Origin of the sequence: Cronobacter malonaticus LMG 23826 (assembly GCF_001277215.2) — a bacterium.
Lineage (GTDB): Bacteria > Pseudomonadota > Gammaproteobacteria > Enterobacterales > Enterobacteriaceae > Cronobacter > Cronobacter malonaticus.
In genome coordinates this window covers 3668881-3691075 of record NZ_CP013940.1, presented here as the reverse complement: position 1 = coordinate 3691075, position 22195 = coordinate 3668881, and the positions used below count along the sequence as shown (strand labels likewise).

The 22195-nt window shown below is 56.0% G+C and carries 18 protein-coding genes and 2 tRNA genes; 17 read left to right on the top strand and 3 right to left on the bottom strand.

Features of this window, described 5'->3' with window-relative positions; translation table 11 throughout:
- Nucleotides 1-35: 35 nt before the first annotated feature.
- The 17 genes from ftsH to mtr all read left to right on the top strand — a co-directional run bounded on the left by ftsH (nt 36) and on the right by mtr (nt 18864).
- Nucleotides 36-1970, top strand: a complete 1935-nt coding sequence (gene ftsH / locus AFK66_RS17285; RefSeq protein WP_004385065.1) for an ATP-dependent zinc metalloprotease FtsH — start codon at nt 36-38, stop codon at nt 1968-1970.
- A 90-nt stretch (nt 1971-2060) separates the two neighbouring features.
- On the top strand, nt 2061-2909 hold the full coding sequence (gene folP / locus AFK66_RS17280; RefSeq protein WP_007780466.1) for a dihydropteroate synthase: 849 nt from the start codon (nt 2061-2063) through the stop codon (nt 2907-2909).
- The gene (gene glmM, locus AFK66_RS17275) at nt 2902-4239 is read left to right on the top strand and encodes a phosphoglucosamine mutase (RefSeq protein WP_007780467.1); all 1338 of its coding nucleotides are present in this window, start codon (nt 2902-2904) and stop codon (nt 4237-4239) included. Before folP ends, glmM begins: the two co-directional genes overlap by 8 nt.
- A gap of 223 nt (nt 4240-4462) precedes the next feature.
- A complete protein-coding gene (secG, locus tag AFK66_RS17270) occupies nt 4463-4795 on the top strand; it encodes a preprotein translocase subunit SecG (RefSeq protein ID WP_004385062.1) in 333 nt (110 codons plus the stop codon).
- Between the two features lie 42 nt (nt 4796-4837).
- Nucleotides 4838-4924, top strand: a tRNA-Leu gene (locus AFK66_RS17265).
- A gap of 59 nt (nt 4925-4983) precedes the next feature.
- Nucleotides 4984-5060: transfer RNA gene (locus AFK66_RS17260), tRNA-Met, on the top strand.
- Nucleotides 5061-5273: 213 nt separating this feature from the next.
- Entirely contained in the window at nt 5274-5726 is a 453-nt protein-coding gene (rimP, locus tag AFK66_RS17255) for a ribosome maturation factor RimP (RefSeq protein ID WP_004385061.1), read from the top strand.
- A gap of 27 nt (nt 5727-5753) precedes the next feature.
- Nucleotides 5754-7241, top strand: a complete 1488-nt coding sequence (gene nusA, locus AFK66_RS17250; RefSeq protein ID WP_007780472.1) for a transcription termination factor NusA — start codon at nt 5754-5756, stop codon at nt 7239-7241.
- 24 nt (nt 7242-7265) lie between these two features.
- The gene (gene infB / locus AFK66_RS17245) at nt 7266-9977 is read left to right on the top strand and encodes a translation initiation factor IF-2 (protein ID WP_023899567.1); all 2712 of its coding nucleotides are present in this window, start codon (nt 7266-7268) and stop codon (nt 9975-9977) included.
- A 135-nt stretch (nt 9978-10112) separates the two neighbouring features.
- The gene (gene rbfA, locus AFK66_RS17240) at nt 10113-10514 is read left to right on the top strand and encodes a 30S ribosome-binding factor RbfA (protein WP_004385058.1); all 402 of its coding nucleotides are present in this window, start codon (nt 10113-10115) and stop codon (nt 10512-10514) included.
- Nucleotides 10514-11458 (top strand): tRNA pseudouridine(55) synthase TruB, encoded by a 945-nt coding sequence (gene truB / locus AFK66_RS17235; RefSeq protein WP_032970206.1) that lies wholly within the window; start codon nt 10514-10516, stop codon nt 11456-11458. Before rbfA ends, truB begins: the two co-directional genes overlap by 1 nt.
- A 143-nt stretch (nt 11459-11601) precedes the next feature.
- A complete protein-coding gene (gene rpsO, locus AFK66_RS17230; RefSeq protein ID WP_004385056.1) occupies nt 11602-11871 on the top strand; it encodes a 30S ribosomal protein S15 in 270 nt (89 codons plus the stop codon).
- Nucleotides 11872-12115: 244 nt separating this feature from the next.
- Nucleotides 12116-14251, top strand: coding sequence for a polyribonucleotide nucleotidyltransferase (pnp, locus tag AFK66_RS17225; RefSeq protein WP_038882607.1), 2136 nt, complete (start codon nt 12116-12118; stop codon nt 14249-14251).
- A gap of 116 nt (nt 14252-14367) precedes the next feature.
- The gene (gene nlpI, locus AFK66_RS17220; protein ID WP_007780486.1) at nt 14368-15252 is read left to right on the top strand and encodes a lipoprotein NlpI; all 885 of its coding nucleotides are present in this window, start codon (nt 14368-14370) and stop codon (nt 15250-15252) included.
- A gap of 107 nt (nt 15253-15359) precedes the next feature.
- The gene (yrbN, locus tag AFK66_RS22500) at nt 15360-15440 is read left to right on the top strand and encodes a protein YrbN (RefSeq protein ID WP_097563900.1); all 81 of its coding nucleotides are present in this window, start codon (nt 15360-15362) and stop codon (nt 15438-15440) included.
- Nucleotides 15433-17340 carry a DEAD/DEAH family ATP-dependent RNA helicase gene (locus AFK66_RS17215; RefSeq protein WP_023899563.1) on the top strand — a complete coding sequence of 636 codons (1908 nt, stop codon included), beginning with the start codon at nt 15433-15435 and terminating at the stop codon, nt 17338-17340. The genes yrbN and AFK66_RS17215 overlap by 8 nt, the downstream gene beginning before the upstream one ends.
- A 279-nt stretch (nt 17341-17619) precedes the next feature.
- Nucleotides 17620-18864: a tryptophan permease gene (mtr, locus tag AFK66_RS17210; protein ID WP_007780490.1), complete on the top strand. Its 1245-nt coding sequence runs from the start codon at nt 17620-17622 to the stop codon at nt 18862-18864.
- 43 nt (nt 18865-18907) lie between these two features.
- Here mtr and AFK66_RS17205 read toward each other — a convergent pair whose 3' ends face one another.
- From AFK66_RS17205 to ubiU, 3 genes are all read right to left on the bottom strand, one after another.
- Complete coding sequence (locus AFK66_RS17205) at nt 18908-19918, bottom strand: luciferase-like monooxygenase (RefSeq protein ID WP_007780492.1); 1011 nt, start codon at nt 19916-19918, stop codon at nt 18908-18910.
- Nucleotides 19919-20070: 152 nt separating this feature from the next.
- Nucleotides 20071-20949, bottom strand: coding sequence for a U32 family peptidase (locus tag AFK66_RS17200; protein WP_007780494.1), 879 nt, complete (start codon nt 20947-20949; stop codon nt 20071-20073).
- A 10-nt stretch (nt 20950-20959) separates the two neighbouring features.
- Nucleotides 20960-21955: a ubiquinone anaerobic biosynthesis protein UbiU gene (gene ubiU, locus AFK66_RS17195; RefSeq protein WP_007780496.1), complete on the bottom strand. Its 996-nt coding sequence runs from the start codon at nt 21953-21955 to the stop codon at nt 20960-20962.
- Nucleotides 21956-22195 lie beyond the last annotated feature (240 nt).

Below are 22195 nucleotides of genomic sequence, written 5' to 3'. Positions count from 1 at the left end.
CACAGTTGTAATATGAGGTTAATCCCTTGAGTGACATGGCGAAAAACCTAATACTCTGGCTGGTCATCGCAGTTGTGCTGATGTCAGTATTCCAGAGCTTTGGGCCCAGCGAGTCGAGTGGCCGTAGGGTGGATTACTCTACCTTCCTGCAAGAAGTTAACCAGGACCAGGTTCGCGAAGCGCGTATCAACGGACGTGAAATCAACGTTACCAAGAAAGATAGTAACCGATACACGACTTATATTCCCGTAAACGATCCCAAACTCCTTGATAACCTGCTGACTAAAAACGTAAAAGTTGTCGGCGAACCGCCTGAAGAGCAGAGCCTGCTGGCCACTATCTTCATCTCCTGGTTCCCGATGCTGTTGCTGATTGGGGTCTGGATATTCTTCATGCGTCAGATGCAGGGCGGCGGTGGCAAAGGCGCCATGTCGTTCGGCAAAAGCAAAGCGCGCATGCTGACGGAAGATCAGATTAAAACCACTTTCGCTGACGTGGCTGGTTGTGACGAAGCGAAAGAGGAAGTCGGCGAGCTGGTGGAATACCTGCGCGAGCCGAGCCGTTTCCAGAAGCTGGGCGGTAAAATTCCGAAGGGTGTCCTGATGGTCGGCCCGCCGGGTACCGGTAAAACCTTGCTGGCGAAAGCCATCGCGGGCGAGGCGAAAGTGCCGTTCTTTACCATTTCCGGTTCTGACTTCGTAGAAATGTTCGTGGGTGTGGGCGCGTCCCGTGTTCGCGATATGTTCGAACAAGCTAAAAAAGCGGCGCCGTGCATCATCTTTATCGATGAAATCGATGCCGTGGGCCGCCAGCGTGGTGCCGGTCTTGGCGGCGGTCACGATGAACGTGAGCAGACCCTGAACCAGATGCTGGTTGAGATGGATGGTTTTGAAGGCAACGAAGGCATTATTGTCATCGCGGCGACTAACCGTCCTGACGTACTTGACCCTGCGCTGCTTCGTCCAGGCCGTTTCGACCGCCAGGTTGTGGTTGGTTTGCCGGACGTGCGTGGTCGTGAGCAGATCCTGAAAGTGCATATGCGTCGCGTACCGCTGGCGCCGGATATCGACGCGGCAATCATTGCGCGCGGTACGCCTGGCTTCTCCGGTGCCGATCTCGCGAACCTGGTCAACGAAGCGGCGCTGTTTGCCGCACGCGGTAATAAGCGCGTCGTTTCAATGGTTGAATTCGAGAAAGCGAAAGACAAAATCATGATGGGTGCGGAACGCCGCTCCATGGTGATGACGGAAGCGCAGAAAGAATCCACCGCGTATCACGAAGCGGGCCATGCGATTATCGGCCGCCTGGTACCGGAACACGATCCAGTACATAAAGTGACGATTATCCCGCGCGGTCGCGCGCTTGGCGTCACGTTCTTCCTGCCTGAGGGCGATGCCATCAGCGCCAGCCGTCAGAAACTGGAAAGCCAGATTTCCACGCTGTACGGCGGTCGTCTGGCGGAAGAGATTATCTACGGGCCGGAGCATGTCTCCACCGGTGCGTCTAACGACATTAAAGTCGCGACGAACCTGGCCCGTAACATGGTGACCCAGTGGGGCTTCTCCGACAAACTTGGTCCGCTGCTGTATGCGGAAGAAGAGGGCGAAGTATTCCTGGGCCGTAGCGTGGCGAAAGCCAAGCATATGTCAGATGAAACGGCGCGTATCATCGATCAGGAAGTTAAAGCCCTGATTGAACGTAACTACAACCGCGCTCGTCAGATCCTGAACGATAACATGGACATCCTGCATGCCATGAAAGACGCGCTGATGAAGTATGAAACCATCGACGCGCCGCAAATCGACGATCTGATGGCTCGCCGTGATGTTCGCCCGCCGGCAGGCTGGGAAGATCCGGGTGCCAACAATAACTCTGACAGCAACGGTACGCCGCGTGCTCCGCGTCCGGTCGATGAACCGCGCACGCCGAACCCGGGCAACACCATGTCTGAGCAGTTTGGCGATAAATAATTGCCTGCTGTAGTCTCGCTGCACTAATTAAAACCCCGGCCTGTCCGGGGTTTTCTGTTTTCGTTCATTCAAGTTTATAAGGGAATGGCAATGAAACTCTTCGCTCAGGGCTCAACGCTCGAACTTTCTCACCCGCACGTGATGGGCATCCTGAATGTCACGCCGGATTCTTTCTCAGATGGCGGTCAGCACAATACGCTCGCAGAAGCGGTCAAACACGCGAACGCGATGATTAACGCCGGGGCGACCATTATCGATGTGGGGGGAGAATCGACGCGACCGGGCGCGGCGGAAGTGAGTGTGGAAGAAGAGCTTTCCCGCGTCGTGCCGGTGGTGGAAGCGCTGGCGCAGCGTTTTGAAGTCTGGGTGTCTGTCGATACCTCCAAACCTGAAGTGATCCGCGAGTCAGCGCGTGCCGGGGCGCATATCATTAACGATATTCGATCCTTGACAGAGCCAGGTGCGCTTGAGGCGGCGGCAGAGACCGGTTTGCCGGTGTGTCTGATGCATATGCAGGGCCAGCCGAAAACGATGCAGCAGGCACCGCATTATGATGATGTCTTTGCCGACGTTACGTGTTTTTTTGAACAGCACATCGCACGCTGCGAGGCGGCAGGCATTACAAAAGAAAAAATCATACTCGACCCGGGATTCGGTTTCGGTAAAAATCTCACCCACAATTACCAGCTTCTCGCCCGGCTTTCAGAATTCCGGCGTTTCGGAATGCCTTTGCTGGTGGGAATGTCGCGTAAATCGATGATTGGCCAGTTACTTAATGTCGGCCCCGATCAGCGTCTGCCCGGAAGCCTTGCCTGCGCGGTGATGGCGGCGATGCAGGGCGCGCAGATCGTGCGTGTTCATGACGTCAAAGAAACGGTCGAAGCGATGCGCGTGGTGGAAGCAACTCTTTCAGCGAAGGATAAAAAATACTATGAGTAACCGTAAATATTTTGGGACCGATGGCATTCGCGGTCGCGTGGGCGATGCGCCAATTACCCCTGATTTTGTTCTGAAGCTTGGCTGGGCGGCAGGCAAAGTGCTGGCGCGTCACGGCTCCCGCAAAGTGATTATCGGCAAGGATACCCGTATTTCCGGTTACATGCTGGAGTCTGCGCTGGAAGCGGGCCTCGCCGCGGCCGGGCTTTCTGCGCTGTTTACCGGGCCAATGCCGACGCCTGCGGTGGCTTATCTGACGCGTACTTTCCGTGCCGAGGCCGGTATTGTCATTTCTGCGTCTCATAACCCGTTTTACGACAACGGCATTAAATTTTTCTCCATCGACGGTACGAAACTGCCTGACGAAGTGGAAGAAGCTATCGAGGCAGAACTTGAGAAAGAGATCAACTGCGTGGATTCCGCCGAGCTCGGTAAAGCGAGCCGTATTGTGGATGCCGCAGGCCGTTACATTGAATTCTGCAAAGGCACATTCCCGAATGAACTGAGCCTGAACGGGCTGAAAATTGTGGTGGATTGCGCGAACGGCGCGACATATCACATTGCCCCTAACGTACTGCGCGAGCTGGGCGCACGCGTGGTTGCCATCGGGTCTGAACCGGATGGGCTTAACATCAACGAAAAATGCGGCGCAACGGACGTTCGCCTGCTGCAAGAGCGCGTGGTGGCCGAGAAAGCCGATCTGGGTATCGCGTTCGATGGCGACGGTGACCGCGTCATCATGGTCGATCATGAAGGCAACAAAGTGGATGGCGACCAGATCCTGTATATCATTGCGCGTGAAGGTCTGCGCCAGGGACAATTGCGCGGCGGCGCGGTTGGTACGCTAATGAGCAATATGGGGCTGGAAGTCGCCCTTAAACAGCTCGGCATTCCGTTTGCTCGCGCGAAAGTAGGCGACCGCTACGTCCTGGAAAAGATGCAGGAAAAAGGCTGGCGCATCGGGGCGGAAAACTCAGGCCACGTTATCCTGCTGGACAAAACCACCACAGGCGACGGCATTGTGGCCGCGTTGCAGGTATTGACGGCGATTGCGCGTAACCATATGAGCCTGCACGATCTTTGCAGCGGTATGAAGCTATTCCCGCAAATTCTGGTGAACGTACGCTTTACGCCAGGCAGCGGCGATCCGCTGGAACATGCCACCGTGAAAGCGGTGACTGAAGACGTCGAACAGGCGCTGGGTAAACGTGGGCGCGTGCTGCTGCGTAAATCGGGTACCGAACCGCTTATCCGCGTGATGGTGGAAGGTGAAGACGAAGCGCAGGTGACGGAATTTGCTCACCGTATCGCAGATGCGGTGAAAGCGGTTTAAGTGCGCAGTCGTTTAAAAAGGCGGCGGAAGTCGCCTTTAAAATCGCCGTTTTAGCGCAGTTTGCCGTTTTTTTCCGCAGTCAGCATTTGACGGTAAAATTGCGCTTGCGCACCCAGAACTCTTTCGTTAGTATTCACACCCGCTTCAGTAGGGAATGACAAATACCCTGCTTTATTGGTTTGAAGCAATTGGCTGCGGTAACCCCGCAAGGAACAGGTTGATTATGTACGAAGCTCTTTTAGTAGTTTTCCTTATTGTAGCGCTGGGCCTCGTAGGTCTTATCATGCTGCAGCAAGGTAAAGGCGCTGATATGGGAGCCTCTTTTGGCGCAGGCGCTTCAGCTACGCTGTTCGGTTCAAGTGGTTCTGGTAACTTCATGACCCGGATGACCGCTGTGCTGGCAACCCTGTTCTTCATTATCAGCTTGGTGCTGGGTAACATTAACAGCAACAAAACCAATAAAGGAAGCGAGTGGGAAAATCTGACTGCGCCAGCAAAAACTGAGCAGACTCAGCCCGCAGCGCCGGCTAAGCCGACCAGCGATATCCCGCGTTAATTTGTCAGCTTCGCGCAGTAAACAGAAACTGCGCACTATAGTGCCGAGGTGGTGGAATTGGTAGACACGCTACCTTGAGGTGGTAGTGCCCGATTGGGCTTACGGGTTCAAGTCCCGTCCTCGGTACCAAATCCCAGCAAAACTTGCAATTTAGACGTTAAAGGCGTAGTATTTGCCACGTTTTCGGACGCGGGGTGGAGCAGCCTGGTAGCTCGTCGGGCTCATAACCCGAAGGTCGTCGGTTCAAATCCGGCCCCCGCAACCACTTTCCCTGAGAGTTGTTTTTCAAATATACTGTGAAGTGCAGCGAATGCCTTCCTGACCGTTTTTGAAAGAAAATTCCCTGGAAGGTGTTCCGGGCCGCGCATCGCGGTTTACAGGGTTCAGTTATTAAAAGCCCCGATTTATCGGGGTTTTTTGTTATCTGGCTAAAGAATAACTGGGCTATATGCCCTTTTTTTATGTCCTGGGGGTGGGCTTGTCCACATTAGAGCAAAAATTAACAGAGATGATTACGGCACCGGTGGAAGCGCTGGGCTACGAACTCGTCGGCATCGAATTCATTCGCGGTCGCACATCGACGCTGCGCATCTATATTGATAGTGAAGATGGCATCACTGTTGACGATTGTGCTGATGTCAGCCACCAGGTTAGCTCCGTTCTGGATGTCGAAGACCCTATTACGGTGGCTTATAACCTGGAAGTCTCCTCGCCTGGCCTCGACCGTCCTCTCTTCACTGCCGAACATTACGCCCGTTACACTGGCGAAGAGGTGACGCTGGTACTGCGTATGGCGGTACAGAATCGTCGTAAGTGGCAGGGGATCATTAAAGCCGTTGATGGCGAGATGATTACCGTTGCAGTTGACGGCAAAGATGAAGTGTTCGCGCTCAGTAATATCCAGAGAGCGAACCTGGTACCCCAATTTTAACAGTCTGGATTGAGGCGAAGGCCCCTGATGAATAAAGAAATTTTGGCTGTTGTCGAAGCAGTTTCCAACGAAAAAGCGGTTCCGCGCGAGAAAATCTTTGAAGCGCTGGAAAGCGCCCTGGCTACGGCAACCAAGAAAAAATATGAACAAGAGATCGATGTTCGCGTGAGCATCGACCGTAAAAGCGGTGATTTCGATACGTTCCGCCGCTGGGTGATTGTTGAAGAAGTCACCCAGCCGACCCGCGAAATCACGCTAGAAGCGGCGCGTTACGAAGATCCGAGCCTGAATGTTGGCGATTACGTTGAAGATCAGATCGAATCCGTAACGTTTGACCGTATCACCACGCAGACCGCAAAACAGGTCATCGTACAGAAAGTGCGTGAAGCTGAACGCGCCATGGTCGTTGACCAGTTCCGCGAGCATGAAGGTGAAATCATCACCGGCGTGGTGAAAAAAGTGAACCGCGAAAACATCACGCTGGACCTCGGCAGCAATGCTGAAGCGGTCATTCTGCGTGAAGATATGTTGCCGCGTGAAAACTTCCGTCCAGGCGACCGCATCCGCGGCGTACTGTACGCAGTCCGTCCTGAAGCGCGCGGCGCTCAGCTGTTTGTCACTCGCGCCAAGCCGGAGATGCTGATCGAGCTGTTCCGCATCGAAGTACCGGAAATCGGCGAAGAAGTGATTGAAATTAAAGCGGCTGCCCGCGATCCGGGCTCACGCGCTAAAATCGCGGTGAAAACCAACGACAAGCGTATCGATCCGGTCGGCGCCTGCGTAGGTATGCGCGGCGCGCGTGTTCAGGCAGTGTCGACCGAGCTTGGCGGCGAGCGTATTGATATCGTGCTGTGGGATGACAATCCGGCACAGTTCGTTATCAACGCCATGGCGCCAGCAGATGTTGCCTCTATCGTGGTGGATGAAGACAAACACACCATGGATATCGCCGTCGAAGCGGGCAACCTGGCGCAGGCTATCGGTCGTAACGGCCAGAACGTGCGTCTTGCTTCACAGCTGAGCGGCTGGGAACTCAACGTCATGACCGTTGAAGATCTCCAGGCCAAGCATCAGGCTGAAGCGCACGCCGCTATCGATACTTTCACTAAGTATCTCGACATTGATGAAGAGTTCGCCACGGTTCTGGTGGAAGAAGGCTTCTCCACGCTCGAAGAACTGGCCTATGTGCCGATGAAAGAGCTGCTGGAAATTGACGGCCTGGATGAGCCGACCGTGGAAGCATTACGCGAACGCGCTAAAAACGCGCTCACCACCCTTGCGCTGGCTCAGGAAGAGAGCCTCGGCGATAACAAACCGGCTGACGATCTGCTGAACCTTGAAGGTATGGATCGCACGCTGGCTTACAAACTCGCTGCTCGCGGTGTGTGTACGCTTGATGACCTCGCCGATCAGGGCGTGGACGACCTCGCGGATATCGAAGGGTTGACCGATGAGAAAGCCGGTGAGCTTATCATGGCAGCTCGTAACATCCGCTGGTTTAGCGACGAAGCGTAATAAACTGTAGCAGGAAGGAACAGCATGACTGATGTAACCGTAAAAGCGCTGGCCGCAGAGATTCAGACCTCCGTGGACCGCCTGGTACAGCAATTCGCTGATGCAGGGATCCCGAAGTCCGCTGAAGACTCTGTGACGGCACAAGAGAAACAAGCCTTACTGGCGCACCTGAACCGCGAACATGGCTCAGGGCCGGATAAGTTGACTTTACAGCGCAAAACGCGCAGTACTTTAAATATTCAGGGTACCGGCGGGAAAAGTAAGTCGGTACAGATCGAAGTCCGCAAAAAACGCACCTTTGTAAAACGTGATCCGCAAGAGGCAGAGCGTCTCGCCGCGGAAGAACAGGCGAAGCGTGAGGCGGAAGAGCAGGCCCGTCGTGAAGCAGAGGAAGCTGCCAAGCGAGAGGCAGAGGAAAAAGCCAAGCGTGAAGCCGGCGATAAGGCTAAACGTGAAGCTGAAGAACAGGCTAAACGCGATGCCGCTGATAAAGCGAAACGTGAAGCTGCGGAAACGAGCAAAGTGAGCAATCAACAAACTGACGAAGTGAGCAAAGCTGCTCAGGCGGAAAAAGCCCGCCGCGAAGCTGAAGCCCTTGAACTTAAGCGCAAGGCCGAAGAAGAAGCGCGTCGCAAGCTGGAAGAAAATGCCCGTCGCGTAGCGGAAGAAGCCCGTCGTATGGCTGAAGAGAACGCAACCAAGTGGGAAAGCGGCAGCGAAGAAGAATCTGAAGATACCAGCGACTACCACGTCACCACTTCACAGCATGCGCGTCAGGCAGAAGATGACAGCGACCGTGAAGTAGAAGGCGGCCGTGGTCGCGCGCGTCCGGCGAAAGTCGCACGCCAGAAGAAAAGCAACAAGCATTCCGAATCCAAAGCGGATCGTGAAGAAGCCCGTGCAGCCGTTCGCGGCGGCAAAGGCGGCAAGCGTAAAGGCAGCTCCCTGCAGCAGGGCTTCAACAAGCCGGCTCAGGCGGTTAACCGTGACGTTGTTATCGGTGAAACCATCACCGTCGCTGAACTTGCTAACAAGATGGCTGTAAAAGGCTCTCAGGTTATCAAAGCGATGATGAAGCTCGGCGCGATGGCGACCATCAACCAGGTCATCGATCAGGAAACCGCGCAACTGGTTGCTGAAGAGATGGGCCACAAAGTTATCCTGCGTCGTGAAAACGAGCTGGAAGAAGCGGTAATGAGCGATCGTGATATGGGCGCACAGGCTGAGCCGCGCGCGCCGGTTGTGACCATCATGGGTCACGTTGACCACGGTAAAACCTCTCTGCTCGACTATATCCGTTCCACGAAAGTGGCGTCTGGCGAAGCGGGTGGCATTACCCAGCACATCGGTGCATACCATGTGCAGACCGATAACGGCATGATCACCTTCCTGGATACCCCGGGCCACGCCGCGTTTACCGCGATGCGTGCACGTGGTGCGCAGGCAACGGACATCGTGGTTCTGGTGGTTGCGGCGGACGACGGCGTGATGCCTCAGACCATCGAAGCTATCCAGCACGCGAAAGCGGCGAAAGTGCCGGTCGTCGTTGCGGTGAACAAAATCGATAAGCCTGATGCCGATCCGGATCGCGTTAAAAACGAACTGTCTCAGCACGGCATCATCCCGGAAGAGTGGGGCGGCGATTGCCAGTTCGTCCACGTTTCTGCGAAAGCGGGCACCGGTATCGATGAGCTGCTTGACGCTATCCTGCTGCAGTCCGAAGTTCTGGAGCTGAAAGCGGTACGTAAAGGTATGGCGAGCGGCGTGGTTATCGAATCCTTCCTGGATAAAGGTCGCGGTCCGGTAGCTACCGTTCTGGTTCGCGAAGGTACGCTGAACAAAGGCGATATCGTGCTGTGTGGCTTCGAATATGGCCGCGTGCGTGCGATGCGTAACGAACTGAACCAGGAAGTCCAGGAAGCCGGTCCGTCCATTCCTGTTGAGATTCTGGGTCTCTCCGGCGTTCCTGCCGCGGGTGACGAAGTGACCGTGGTTCGTGACGAGAAGAAAGCGCGTGAAGTCGCTCTCTATCGTCAGGGCAAATTCCGCGAAGTCAAACTGGCGCGCCAGCAGAAATCCAAACTCGAGAACATGTTCGCGAACATGACCGAGGGCGAAGTTCACGAAGTCAACATCGTGCTGAAAGCCGACGTACAGGGTTCTGTAGAAGCGATTTCCGACTCCCTGCTGAAACTTTCCACCGACGAAGTGAAGGTGAAGATTGTTGGTTCGGGCGTGGGTGGTATCACCGAAACCGACGCCACGCTGGCTGCGGCTTCCAACGCCATCCTGGTGGGCTTCAACGTTCGTGCCGACGCTTCTGCGCGCCGTGTTATCGAAGCGGAAAGCCTGGATCTGCGCTACTACTCCGTCATCTATAACCTGATCGACGAAGTGAAAGCGGCGATGAGCGGCATGCTGTCGCCTGAGCTGAAACAGCAGATCATCGGTCTTGCCGAAGTTCGTGACGTGTTCAAATCGCCGAAATTCGGCGCGATCGCGGGCTGTATGGTTACCGAAGGCACGATTAAGCGTCATAACCCAATCCGCGTACTGCGTGAAAACGTGGTTATCTATGAAGGCGAGCTGGAATCCCTGCGCCGCTTCAAAGATGACGTTAACGAAGTCCGTAACGGCATGGAATGTGGTATCGGCGTTAAGAACTACAACGACGTCCGTGTTGGCGACATGATCGAAGTCTTCGAGATCATCGAAATCCAGCGCAGCATCGACTAATCCCTGTTTGCCCGGCGGCACTGCGTTTGCCGGGCCTGGATTAGGACACATTTTGTAGGCCGGGTTAGCGAAGCGCCACCCGGTATGACTATTCAAAAGGGGCTAATAGCCCCTTTTTTGTCTGGAGATTTTATTATGGCGAAAGAATTTGGTCGCCCGCAGCGCGTGGCGCAGGAGATGCAAAAAGAGATTGCCATCATTCTGCAGCGCGAAATCAAAGACCCGCGCGTTGGGCTGATGACTACCGTCTCAGGCGTTGAAGTATCCCGCGACCTGGCCTATGCCAAAGTGTTCGTGACGTTCCTGAACGATAAAGACGAAGCGGCGGTAAAAGCCGGTATCAAAGCGCTGCAGGATGCGTCTGGCTTCATTCGCTCGCTGCTGGGCAAAGCCATGCGTCTGCGTATCGTGCCGGAACTGACCTTCTTCTACGATAACTCGCTGGTCGAAGGGATGCGTATGTCCAACCTCGTTACCAGCGTAGTGAAACACGACGAAGAGCGTCGCGTTAATCCGGACGACGACAAGGAGGAATAATGAGTCGTCCTCGTCGTCGCGGTCGCGACGTGCATGGCGTATTGTTGCTGGATAAGCCGCAGGGGCTCTCCTCCAACGATGCGCTGCAAAAAGTAAAGCGTATCTATAACGCCAATCGCGCTGGTCATACCGGCGCGCTGGATCCGCTGGCGACCGGCATGCTGCCCATCTGCCTCGGTGAAGCGACCAAGTTTTCTCAGTATCTGCTCGATTCAGACAAGCGCTATCGCGTGATTGCGCGTCTTGGCCAGCGTACTGACACTTCCGATGCTGACGGTACGGTGGTGGACGAGCGCCCGGTCACGTTCAGTGAGCAGCAATTACAGGATGCGCTGGAAAGTTTCCGTGGCGACACCCTGCAGGTGCCGACCATGTTCTCGGCGCTGAAGTATCAGGGCAAGCCGCTATATGAATATGCGCGTCAGGGGATTGAAGTGCCGCGTGAAGCGCGCCCGATTACCGTTTATGAGCTGCTATTTATTCGTCATGAAGGCGATGAGCTTGAGCTGGAAGTGCACTGTTCTAAAGGCACCTACATTCGCACCATCATTGATGATTTGGGCGAGAAACTCGGCTGCGGCGCGCATGTGATTTATCTGCGTCGTCTGGCAGTAAGTAAATATCCTGTCGAGCGTATGGTAACGCTGGAGCAACTGAACGCGCTGCTTGAAGAAGCACAGACGCGTGAGATCGCGCCGTCTGAACTGCTCGATCCATTGTTAATGCCAATGGACAGCCCGGCGGCGGATTACCCTGTGGTGAACCTGCCGCTGACCTCATCCGTTTACTTTAAGAACGGCAATCCGGTACGCACCACGGGCGCGCCGCCTGAAGGCCTTGTTCGCGTGACGGAAGGTGAAACGCAGAAGTTTCTTGGCATGGGGGAAATCGACAGCGAAGGGCGCGTGGCACCCCGCCGCCTGGTGGTGGAGTATCCGGTTTAACACTCTTCGTTACCTTGCGATAACAGGCCGCGACAGGTAGAATATTGCGGCTAAACACTACATCATCATTTTAAATGCAGATGTAGCCTCGGGTGGCTGAATTAGAGATCGGCACCCTTATTTTTTATAAACTGGAGTTAAAAATGTCTCTAAGCGTTGAAGCTAAAGCTAAAATCGTTTCTGAGTTTGGTCGTGGTGAGAACGACAGCGGTTCTACCGAAGTTCAGGTTGCCCTGCTGACTGCGCAGATCAACCACCTGCAGGGTCACTTTGCAGAACACAAAAAAGATCACCACAGCCGTCGTGGTCTGCTGCGCATGGTTTCCCAGCGTCGTAAACTGCTCGACTACCTGAAACGTAAAGATGTAGCACGCTACACTGCGCTGATCGAGCGCCTGGGTCTGCGTCGCTAATCACTGCGAGTTTCAGAAAAGGGGGCCTTTACGGCCCCTTTTTTCGACCAGACGGCAGCAATTGCGAGTAAACTCATGTATTGTTGCTAAGTATGATCTTCGTTGCAGAGGTTCGCGCGGCTAATGAGAGGCTTTATCCGTACAGGCGGGTTAAGGTTGTCATTAGTCGCGAGGATGCAAAGAAGATCGGGTACTGTCAGCACGGCTTTGGGCGTGCTGTTCTTCATTTAGAAAGGGTATAATTTTGCTTAATCCGATCGTCCGCAAATTTCAGTATGGTCAACATACTGTCACTCTTGAAACCGGAATGATGGCTCGTCAGGCCACTGCTGCCGTGATGGTAAGCATGGATGACACTGCGGTATTCGTGACCGTAGTTGGCGCTAAAAAAGCGAAGCCGGGCCAGGACTTTTTCCCGCTGACCATTAACTATCAGGAGCGTACCTACGCTGCTGGCCGCATCCCTGGTGGTTTCTTCCGTCGTGAAGGCCGTCCGAGCGAAGGCGAAACGCTGATCGCGCGTCTGATTGACCGCCCGCTGCGTCCGCTGTTCCCGGAAGGCTTCGTTAACGAAGTTCAGGTTATCGCGACCGTTGTTTCCGTTAACCCGCAGGTTAACCCGGATATCGTCGCGATGATTGGCGCGTCCGCTGCGCTGTCTCTGTCCGGTATTCCGTTCAACGGCCCGATTGGTGCCGCGCGTGTGGGTTACATCAACGATCAGTACGTACTGAACCCGACCCAGGACGAGCTGAAATCCAGCAAGCTGGATCTGGTTGTTGCTGGTACTGAAAGCGCCGTGCTGATGGTGGAATCTGAAGCTGAACTGCTGAGCGAAGATCAGATGCTGGGCGCTGTGGTGTTCGGCCACGAGCAGCAGCAGGTTGTGATTCAGAACATCAACGATCTCGTGAAAGAAGCGGGCAAACCGCGCTGGGACTGGCAGCCTGAAGCCGCTAACGAAGCGCTGAATGCGCGCGTGAAAGCGCTGGCTGAATCTCGTTTGAGCGACGCGTACCGCATCACTGACAAACAAGAACGTTACAGCCAGATCGACGCTATCAAAGCGGACGTTATCGCGGCACTGCAGGCTGAACAGGCCGAAGGCGACGCGCTTGACGAAAACGAGCTGGGCGACATCTTGCACGCTATCGAGAAGAACGTTGTTCGTTCTCGCGTACTGGCTGGCGAACCGCGTATCGATGGCCGCGAAAAAGACATGATCCGTGGTCTGGACGTGCGCACCGGCGTACTGCCGCGTACTCACGGTTCCGCGCTGTTCACCCGTGGTGAAACGCAGGCGCTGGTTACCGCTACGCTCGGTACCGAGCGCGACGCGCAGAACATCGACGAACTGATGGGCGAGCGTACTGACCGCTTCCTGTTCCACTACAACTTCCCTCCGTACTCTGTCGGCGAAACCGGCATGGTTGGTTCTCCGAAGCGTCGTGAAATCGGTCACGGTCGTCTGGCGAAACGCGGCGTACTGGCAGTGATGCCGGCAGCTGACCGCTTCCCGTACACTGTACGCGTAGTGTCTGAAATCACCGAATCCAATGGTTCTTCTTCCATGGCTTCCGTGTGTGGCGCTTCTCTGGCACTGATGGACGCAGGCGTGCCGATCAAAGCCGCTGTTGCGGGCATCGCGATGGGCCTGGTGAAAGAAGGCGAAAACTTTGTCGTGCTGTCCGACATTCTGGGTGACGAAGACCACCTGGGCGACATGGACTTCAAAGTAGCGGGTTCCCGTGAAGGTATCACTGCGCTGCAGATGGATATCAAAATCGAAGGCATCACCAAAGAGATCATGCAGGTGGCGCTGAATCAGGCTAAAGGTGCGCGTCTGCATATCCTTGGCGTGATGGAACAGGCTATCAACGCGCCGCGTGGCGATATCTTTCAGTTCGCACCGCGTATTCACACTATCAAGATCAGCCCGGACAAGATCAAAGACGTGATCGGTAAAGGCGGTTCTGTGATTCGTGCGCTGACTGAAGAGACCGGCACTACCATCGAAATCGAAGATGACGGTACGGTGAAAATCGCAGCGACCGACGGCGAGAAAGCGAAACACGCGATTCGTCGTATCGAAGAGATTACCGCTGAAATCGAAGTGGGCCGTATCTACAATGGTAAAGTGACCCGTATCGTTGACTTCGGTGCCTTTGTCGCTATCGGCGGCGGTAAAGAAGGTCTGGTACACATCTCTCAGATCGCCGACAAGCGCGTTGAGAAAGTGACCGACTATCTGCAGATGGGTCAGGAAGTACCGGTTAAGGTACTGGAAGTTGACCGTCAGGGCCGCGTACGTCTGAGCATTAAAGAAGCAACCGAGCAGACTCAGGAAGCAGCAGCCCCTGCTGCGCCGGAAGCCGAGTAAGGTTTGCCGTTTAGCTCTCCGTGGCGACACGGAGAGCCATTTGTTACGAGGCAGGATGCCCCGTTTGCAGCCGGGGGACAGGATGTTCATCCAATAGTTGTCTTCGGGAGTAGGAAATGAAGCCTTTATTGCGCTGGTGTTTCGTTGCGACAGCACTCACGCTGGCAGGATGCAGCAACTCTGCCTGGCGTAAGAGCGAGGTCCTGGCGGTGCCATTGCAACCGGCCTTGCAGCAAGAAGTGATCCTCGCACGCATGGAGCAGATCCTCGCAAGTCGGGCTTTAACCGATGATGAACGCGCACAGCTTTTATATGAGCGCGGAGTGTTGTATGATAGTCTTGGTTTGCGGGCACTGGCGCGGAATGATTTTTCACAAGCGCTGGCTATCCGACCCGATATGCCTGAAGTATTCAACTACTTAGGCATTTATTTAACGCAGGCAGGCAATTTTGATGCTGCCTATGAAGCGTTTGATTCTGTACTTGAGCTTGATCCAACTTACAACTACGCGCATTTAAATCGCGGTATCGCCCTCTATTACGGCAGACGTTACCGATTAGCGCAAGATGATCTGCTGGCGTTTTATCACGACGATCCCAATGATCCTTTCCGTAGTCTGTGGCTCTTCCTTGCTGAAAGCAAAATGGATGAGAAACAGGCCAAAGCGGCCTTGCAAGAACGCTTTGAGAAATCGGACAAAGAACAGTGGGGATGGAACATTGTCGAATTCTGGCTCGGCGACATTAGCGAAAAAACGTTAATGGAACGCCTGAAGGCAGACGCAACGGATAACACCTCGCTCGCTGAGCATCTCAGTGAAACCAACTTCTATTTAGGTAAGTACTACCTAAGTCTGGGGGATAAGGACAGCGCCACGGCACTGTTCAAATTAGCGGTTGCTAACAACGTCCACAACTTCGTTGAGCACCGTTATGCATTGTTGGAATTAGCGCTCTTGGGCCAGGAGCAAGATGACCTGGCAGAATCGGACCAGCAATAGCTGACGAACATTTCAGCCCACGGATTTTTTTACTAAAGTCATCACTTTAACCGGTGAGGGCTTGTTTGTTCGTTAATACACCTACTTTGAGCCGGTTCACACTTTTAATGAAAATTGCAGAAAATTTTCACGATGAGTTATGTAGACTGGCCGCCATTAATTCTGAGGCACTCGTACTACATGGCTGAATTCGAAACCACTTTTACTGATCTGGGCCTGAAGGCTCCAATCCTTGAAGCCCTTAACGATCTGGGTTACGAAAAACCATCTCCAATTCAGGCAGAATGTATTCCGCATCTGCTGGGTGGTCGCGACGTTCTGGGTATGGCCCAGACCGGTAGCGGCAAAACCGCAGCGTTCTCACTGCCGCTGCTCCACAACATTGATGAAACTCTGCGCGCGCCGCAGATCCTGGTGCTGGCACCGACCCGCGAACTGGCGGTTCAGGTTGCTGAAGCTATGACGGATTTCTCTAAACATATGCATGGCGTAAACGTCGTGGCCCTGTACGGCGGCCAGCGTTATGACGTGCAGCTGCGCGCACTGCGCCAGGGTCCGCAGATTGTGGTCGGTACGCCGGGCCGTCTGCTGGATCACCTCAAGCGCGGTACGCTGGATCTTTCTAACCTGAAAGGCCTGGTACTGGACGAAGCAGACGAAATGCTGCGTATGGGCTTCATCGAAGACGTTGAAACCATCATGGCGCAGATCCCGGCTGAACATCAGACCGCGCTCTTCTCCGCGACCATGCCGGAAGCGATTCGTCGCATCACCCGTCGCTTTATGAAAGAGCCGCAGGAAGTGCGCATCCAGTCCAGCGTCACTACTCGCCCGGACATCAGCCAGAGCTACTGGTCTGTTTACGGCATGCGTAAAAACGAAGCGCTGGTGCGTTTCCTTGAAGCGGAAGATTTTGACGCGGCGATTATCTTCGTGCGCACCAAAAACGCGACTCTGGAAGTGGCTGAAGCGCTGGAGCGCAGCGGTTACAACAGCGCCGCGCTGAACGGTGACATGAACCAGGCCCTGCGCGAGCAGACTCTGGAGCGTCTGAAAGACGGTCGTCTGGATATCCTGATCGCAACCGACGTTGCGGCGCGTGGTCTGGACGTTGAGCGTATCAGCCTCGTGGTGAACTACGACATCCCGATGGACTCCGAGTCTTACGTTCACCGTATCGGCCGTACCGGTCGTGCGGGTCGTGCAGGCCGTGCGCTGCTGTTCGTTGAGAACCGCGAGCGTCGTCTGCTGCGTAACATCGAACGCACCATGAAGCTGACCATTCCGGAAGTGGAACTGCCGAACGCAGAACTGCTGGGCAAACGCCGTCTGGAAAAATTCGCCGCGAAAGTACAGCAGCAGCTGGAAAGCAGCGATCTGGACCAGTACCGCGCGCTGCTGACCAAGCTTCAGCCGGAAGGTGAACTGGATGTGGAAACGCTGGCTGCTGCGCTGTTGAAAATGGCGCAGGGCGAACGTCCGCTGATCCTGCCGCCGGATGCGCCGATGCGTCCGAAGCGTGAATTCCGCGATCGCGATGACCGTTTCGAGCGCCGTGGCGACCGTAACGATCGTGGCCCGCGTGGCGACCGCAACGGTGAAGACCGTCCGCGTCGTGAGCGTCGTGACGCTGGCGATATGGAACTGTACCGCATCGAAGTGGGCCGTGATGATGGCGTTGAAGTGCGTCACATCGTGGGTGCTATCGCCAACGAAGGTGATATCAGCAGCCGTTACATTGGTAACATCAAGCTGTTCGCGTCTCACTCCACCATCGAGCTGCCGAAAGGCATGCCGACCGAAGTGCTGCAGCACTTCACCCGTACGCGTATTCTGAACAAGCCGATGAATATGCAGCTGATGGGTGATGCACAGCCGCGCGGCGATCGTCGTCCTGGCGGCGGTGGTCGTGGTTTCGGTGGCGAACGCCGTGAAGGCGGTCGCGGTGAAGGCCGTGGCGAAGGTCGTCGTTTCAGCGGCGAACGTCGCGAAGGCGGTCGTAGCTTCGGCGGCGAGCGTCGTGAAGGCGGCCGCGGCCCGCGTCGTGATGACGCAGCGACCCCGCGTCGTCGTTTCGGCGACGCATAAGCGCAGAAAGTCTGACAAAAAGCCCCGGCCATGCCGGGGCTTTTTTTATGGGCGCGATCAGCGCGCTCGCCTTGCAGAGTCTCATTCTTCCTGGCTGCACGCCTTTCTGACGAAAAAACTAACGTGCTGTACCGCAAGCGACAGCCTGATAAATTCGCTGCCATACTGCGCTATGCCAGCCAAAGACGTCATGCTTTATCAAAGCCGTAATTTTTTCTCCTCTTTGTACTCGCGTACTGGTACAATGAATCATCAGGATAATTTTTACGGGAAAGCACTATGACCACACTTGTCGCCCGCAGCGCCTCGCCTTCGCTTTTAAGCGGCGTTGTGATTATCGCCGGTACGATCATCGGCGCAGGCATGTTCTCTCTGCCGGTCGTGATGTCCGGCGCGTGGTTTTTCTGGTCGCTGCTCGCCCTGGTGTTCACCTGGTTTTGTATGCTGCATTCAGGGCTGATGTTGCTGGAAGCCAACCTCAACTACCATATCGGCGCCAGCTTCGACACCATCACCCGTGACCTGCTCGGCAAAGGGTGGAACGTGGTGAACGGCGCCTCCGTCGCGTTTGTCCTCTATATCCTGACGTATGCCTATATCTCGGCCAGCGGCTCAGTGCTTCACCACACGCTCGCAGGCATGAATATTGACGTACCTGCGCGGCTGGCAGGGTTTGGCTTCGCGCTGGTAGTGGCGTTTATCGTCTGGCTCTCCACGCATGCCGTAAGCCGGATGACGGCCATTGTGCTGGGTGCCAAAGTCATCACGTTCTTTCTGACTTTTGGCGGACTGCTGGGCCATGTGGAGCCCGCCACGCTCTTCAACACCGTCGAGGCAAGCCCGAGCTATACGCCGTATCTCTTAATGACGCTGCCGTTTTGCCTGGCGTCGTTCGGCTACCACGGCAATGTGCCAAGCCTGATGAAATACTACGGCAAAGAACCGGCTGTAATTATTCGCTGCCTGGTACTGGGAACGCTGATTGCGCTGGCGCTTTATATCGTCTGGCTGCTGGCGACGATGGGCAACATTCCGCGCCCGGAATTTATCGGCATCGCGAAGGCGGGCGGTAATATCGATGTGCTGGTGGGCGCGCTGAGCGACGTGCTGAACAGCCGCACGCTGGATGTGCTGCTGATTGTGTTTTCCAACTTCGCGGTGGCGAGCTCGTTCCTGGGCGTGACGCTGGGGCTGTTCGACTATCTGGCGGATCTCTTCGGGTTTGACGATTCGCCGCGCGGGCGTCTCAAAACCGCGCTGCTCACGTTTTTACCGCCGATGGCGGGCGGGCTGCTGTGGCCGAACGGTTTTCTGTATGCGATTGGTTATGCGGGGCTGGCGGCGACTATCTGGGCGGCGATTGTGCCGGCGCTGTTGGCGCGTGCGTCACGCAAGCGCTTCGGCAGCCCGCGCTTTCGCGTCTGGGGCGGGAAGGGGATGATTGCGTTGATCCTGCTGTTTGGGCTGGGCAACGCGGTAGTGCACTTACTTTCCAGCTTCAACCTGCTGCCGGTCTATCAGTAATCATTGCTTTGCCCTCTCCCGGCGGGAGAGGGCGAAAACCGCATTAGCTTAACAGTTCTTCCCGCACCTGCATGGCGAGATCAAACGAGTGCAGCCGCGCGTCGTGATCGAAAATCTGCCCGTTAACCATAATCTCATCGGCGTCGGTTTCACGCAGAATGGACAACAGTCCGTGGCGGACTTTCGCTTTATCGCCAACCAGCGACATACTGAGCGCCTGCTGAACGCCGTACTGCTCCGCCGGGCTCCAGAAGCTTTCCATAGACGCAATTGGCGGCGGCAACTGGCCGGTTTCGCCGCGGCGCAGCTTCACAAAGGCCTGCTGCATCGAGGTAAACAGAAACTCCGCATCGCGATTGCTGTCGGCGGCGACGATATTAATGCACACCATCGCATACGGTTTTTCCAGGCGCTCTGAAGGCTGGAAGTGCGTGCGGTAAAGATGCAGCGCCTGCAACAGCATATCCGGCGCGAAATGCGAGGCGAACGCAAACGGCAGGCCCATCTGCGCGGCCAGCTGCGCGCTGTAAAGGCTTGAACCCAGCAGCCATACCGGGAGTTTTGCACCGTAACCCGGCACCGGACGTACCGCCGGGTTCGGATCGCAGGCATCGAACCAGTCCGTCAGCTCTTTTACATCACGCGGAAAGTTATCGATGTCATGATTCATATGGCGGCGCAGCGCCATCATCGTGCGCTGATCGCTGCCTGGCGCACGGCCAAGGCCAAGCTCGATACGGCCAGGATAGAGCGCGTCGAGCGTGCCGAACTGCTCGGCAATCACCAGCGGGGCGTGGTTTGGCAGCATCACGCCGCCGGAGCCCAGGCGCAGCGTGGTGGTATTGGCGGCGAGATAGCCAATCAGTACCGACGTCGCGGCGCTGGCGATGCCGGTCATATTGTGGTGTTCCGCCAGCCAGTAGCGGTCGTAACCGCGCTTCTCGGCGAGACGGGCTAAATCGAGCGAGTGGTGGAACGCCTCACGGGCGGAGGAGCCTTGCGGGATCGGCGCGAGATCGAGCACCGAAAAAGGCACAACAGATTTATCAGACATAACGGCTCACTTAATTACAGCATAGTCATCAGATTGAAGGTCTTCTTCCAGCCTGGCGCATTTCGGGGATTTTGCCCGCGGCCCGGCCGGAAAGCTGTCCTTTCATACTGCATGAACTCCTGCAAAATGCTGTTAACAAAGTGAGCCTTTTCTTATGACTGAAGCGCCATCCCGGCGAGCCTGCGCCAGTACCCGTTGCAGTCGCTGTGGGCGGCGAGCGGCAGCGGGGCGGTGCCGTTTTCATTGGCCCGGAAGGCGTCGAGCATCTCCAATGTGTCGGGGCCCATTGGCGAGAGACGGACTATATCCACCAGCCCGGCCATCGACGCCAGTTCGTTGCCGAGGTTATAGACATAACCGCTCATGGTCTGAATGCCGTTCAGCACAAAGACCTGGCTATTCTCCTGCGAGAGCATGCTGCGCCCGTTGGGGTATTTGATGCAGCAGGTTTCGCACTCATCTTTCGGCCGGTCTTCCGAACGGGCGGTAAAGCAGCGGGCGGAGTAAGCGAGCGGCAGGTGCCCGTAGCTCAGCACCTCCACTTCAAACTGATTGCGGATACCCAGCGCATCGCACTGTTCGAGCAGATTCACCAGCCAGTCGCGGGACAACTCCACCGGCATACACCAGCGCGTCATGCCGTCTTTCAGCAGCAGACGCAGCGTAACGGCGTTGTAGCAGTTCAGCGCATGGCCCGCGACGAACGGTAGCTTGCGCTCGGCCGCCAGCCCCACCGCACCGAAGTCGTTGGCCTCGATCAGAAACTCGCCGTTATCGATATAGCGCTTCAGCTCGGTCAGCTCGGAAGGTGCCTGCACGAGCGCCAGCGTTGAGATAACCACCTGTTTGCCGCTGGCGGCGAGCGTTCTGGCAAGCGCCAGCCAGTCGGCGGCTTTGGTCTCGCGCCGTTTGCTGCACACCGCCTCGCCGAGATAAATCACATCGGCGCTGCTCTGCGCCGCAGCTTCGTAAAAGTTCTCCAGCGTGGCTTTCGGCCAGTAGTATAGCACTGGCCCTAATGCGTATTTCATCCTGCTCTCCTTACTGCCATTTGCGGTGGTACGCGCCAAGCGTTGTCTGGGTGCCTTCAGCCATCGCGCCGAGCGCGTCCATCCAGGCCGGTTGCGGCGCGAAGCGCTGCGGGTCAGCTTTGCAGCGATCAATCGCCTGACGCCAGACTTTCGCCACCTGGCTGACGTAAGCCGGGCTGCGCTGGCGGCCTTCGATTTTCACCGAGGCGATATTGGCCGCCAGCAGCTCCGGTAGTAGCTCCAGCGTATTCAGGCTGGTGGGCTCTTCGAGCGCGTGATAACGCTGCCCGTCCACCAGATACCGGCCTTTGCAGAGCGTCGGATAACCGGCGTTTTCGCCTTCCTGGTAGCGGTCAATCAGCACATCGTTCAGGCGTGATTCCAGCCCCTGTTCCGTCTGCTGCCAGCGCACGAAGCGCGCGGGTGAACAGGCACCCACGGTATTGGGCGATTCACCGGTAAGGTAAGAGGAGAGATAGCAGCGGCCTTCGGCCATGATGCACAGGCTGCCGAAGGCGAACACTTCCAGCGGCACCGGCGTCACGCGCGCCAGTTGCTTCACCTGATGAATGGATAACACGCGCGGCAGCACCACGCGCGCCACGTCGAAATGGCGCTGGTAAAAGCAAATGGCGGCTTCGTTGGTGGCGGACGCCTGGACTGACACATGACGCTCCACGTGCGGGTAGCGGGTGGCGGCGTACTCCAGCATCGCGACATCGGCCAGGATCAGCGCGTCGGCGCCGAGCTGGGCGGCCATATCCACCGCGCGTTCCCAGCGTTCATAGCCGTCAGGGTGCGCGAAGGTATTAATGGCGATGTGCAGTTTACGGCCGTGCTGATGCACATAGCTGACCGCTTCCTGCAATTTCTTCTCGGTAAAGTTGAGGCCAGCGAAGTGGCGGGCGTTGGTATCGTCTTTCAGACCGATATAGACCGCATCCGCGCCATTATCGATGGCCGCCTTCAGAGCCGGAAGGTTTCCGGCCGGGCAAAGCAACTCCATAGCGTGTCCTGAAAATAAAAGCAGGCCGCGAGGGGCCTGGCGCGCTGCATAAACGCAGCGAAATTGTTAACGAACGGCGATTTTAGTTAACCCGTCCGCGACAATTTTTGATTTAAGGCAGCTAATGTCGTATTGATGGCATCTATAAAGGGGTACCTGCGAAGGCGCAAAGCTTGATTTGAGCCGCTATCTCACCTGGCCGATATGGCACAATAACGGCCATTGTGATCTGGCAAGGAG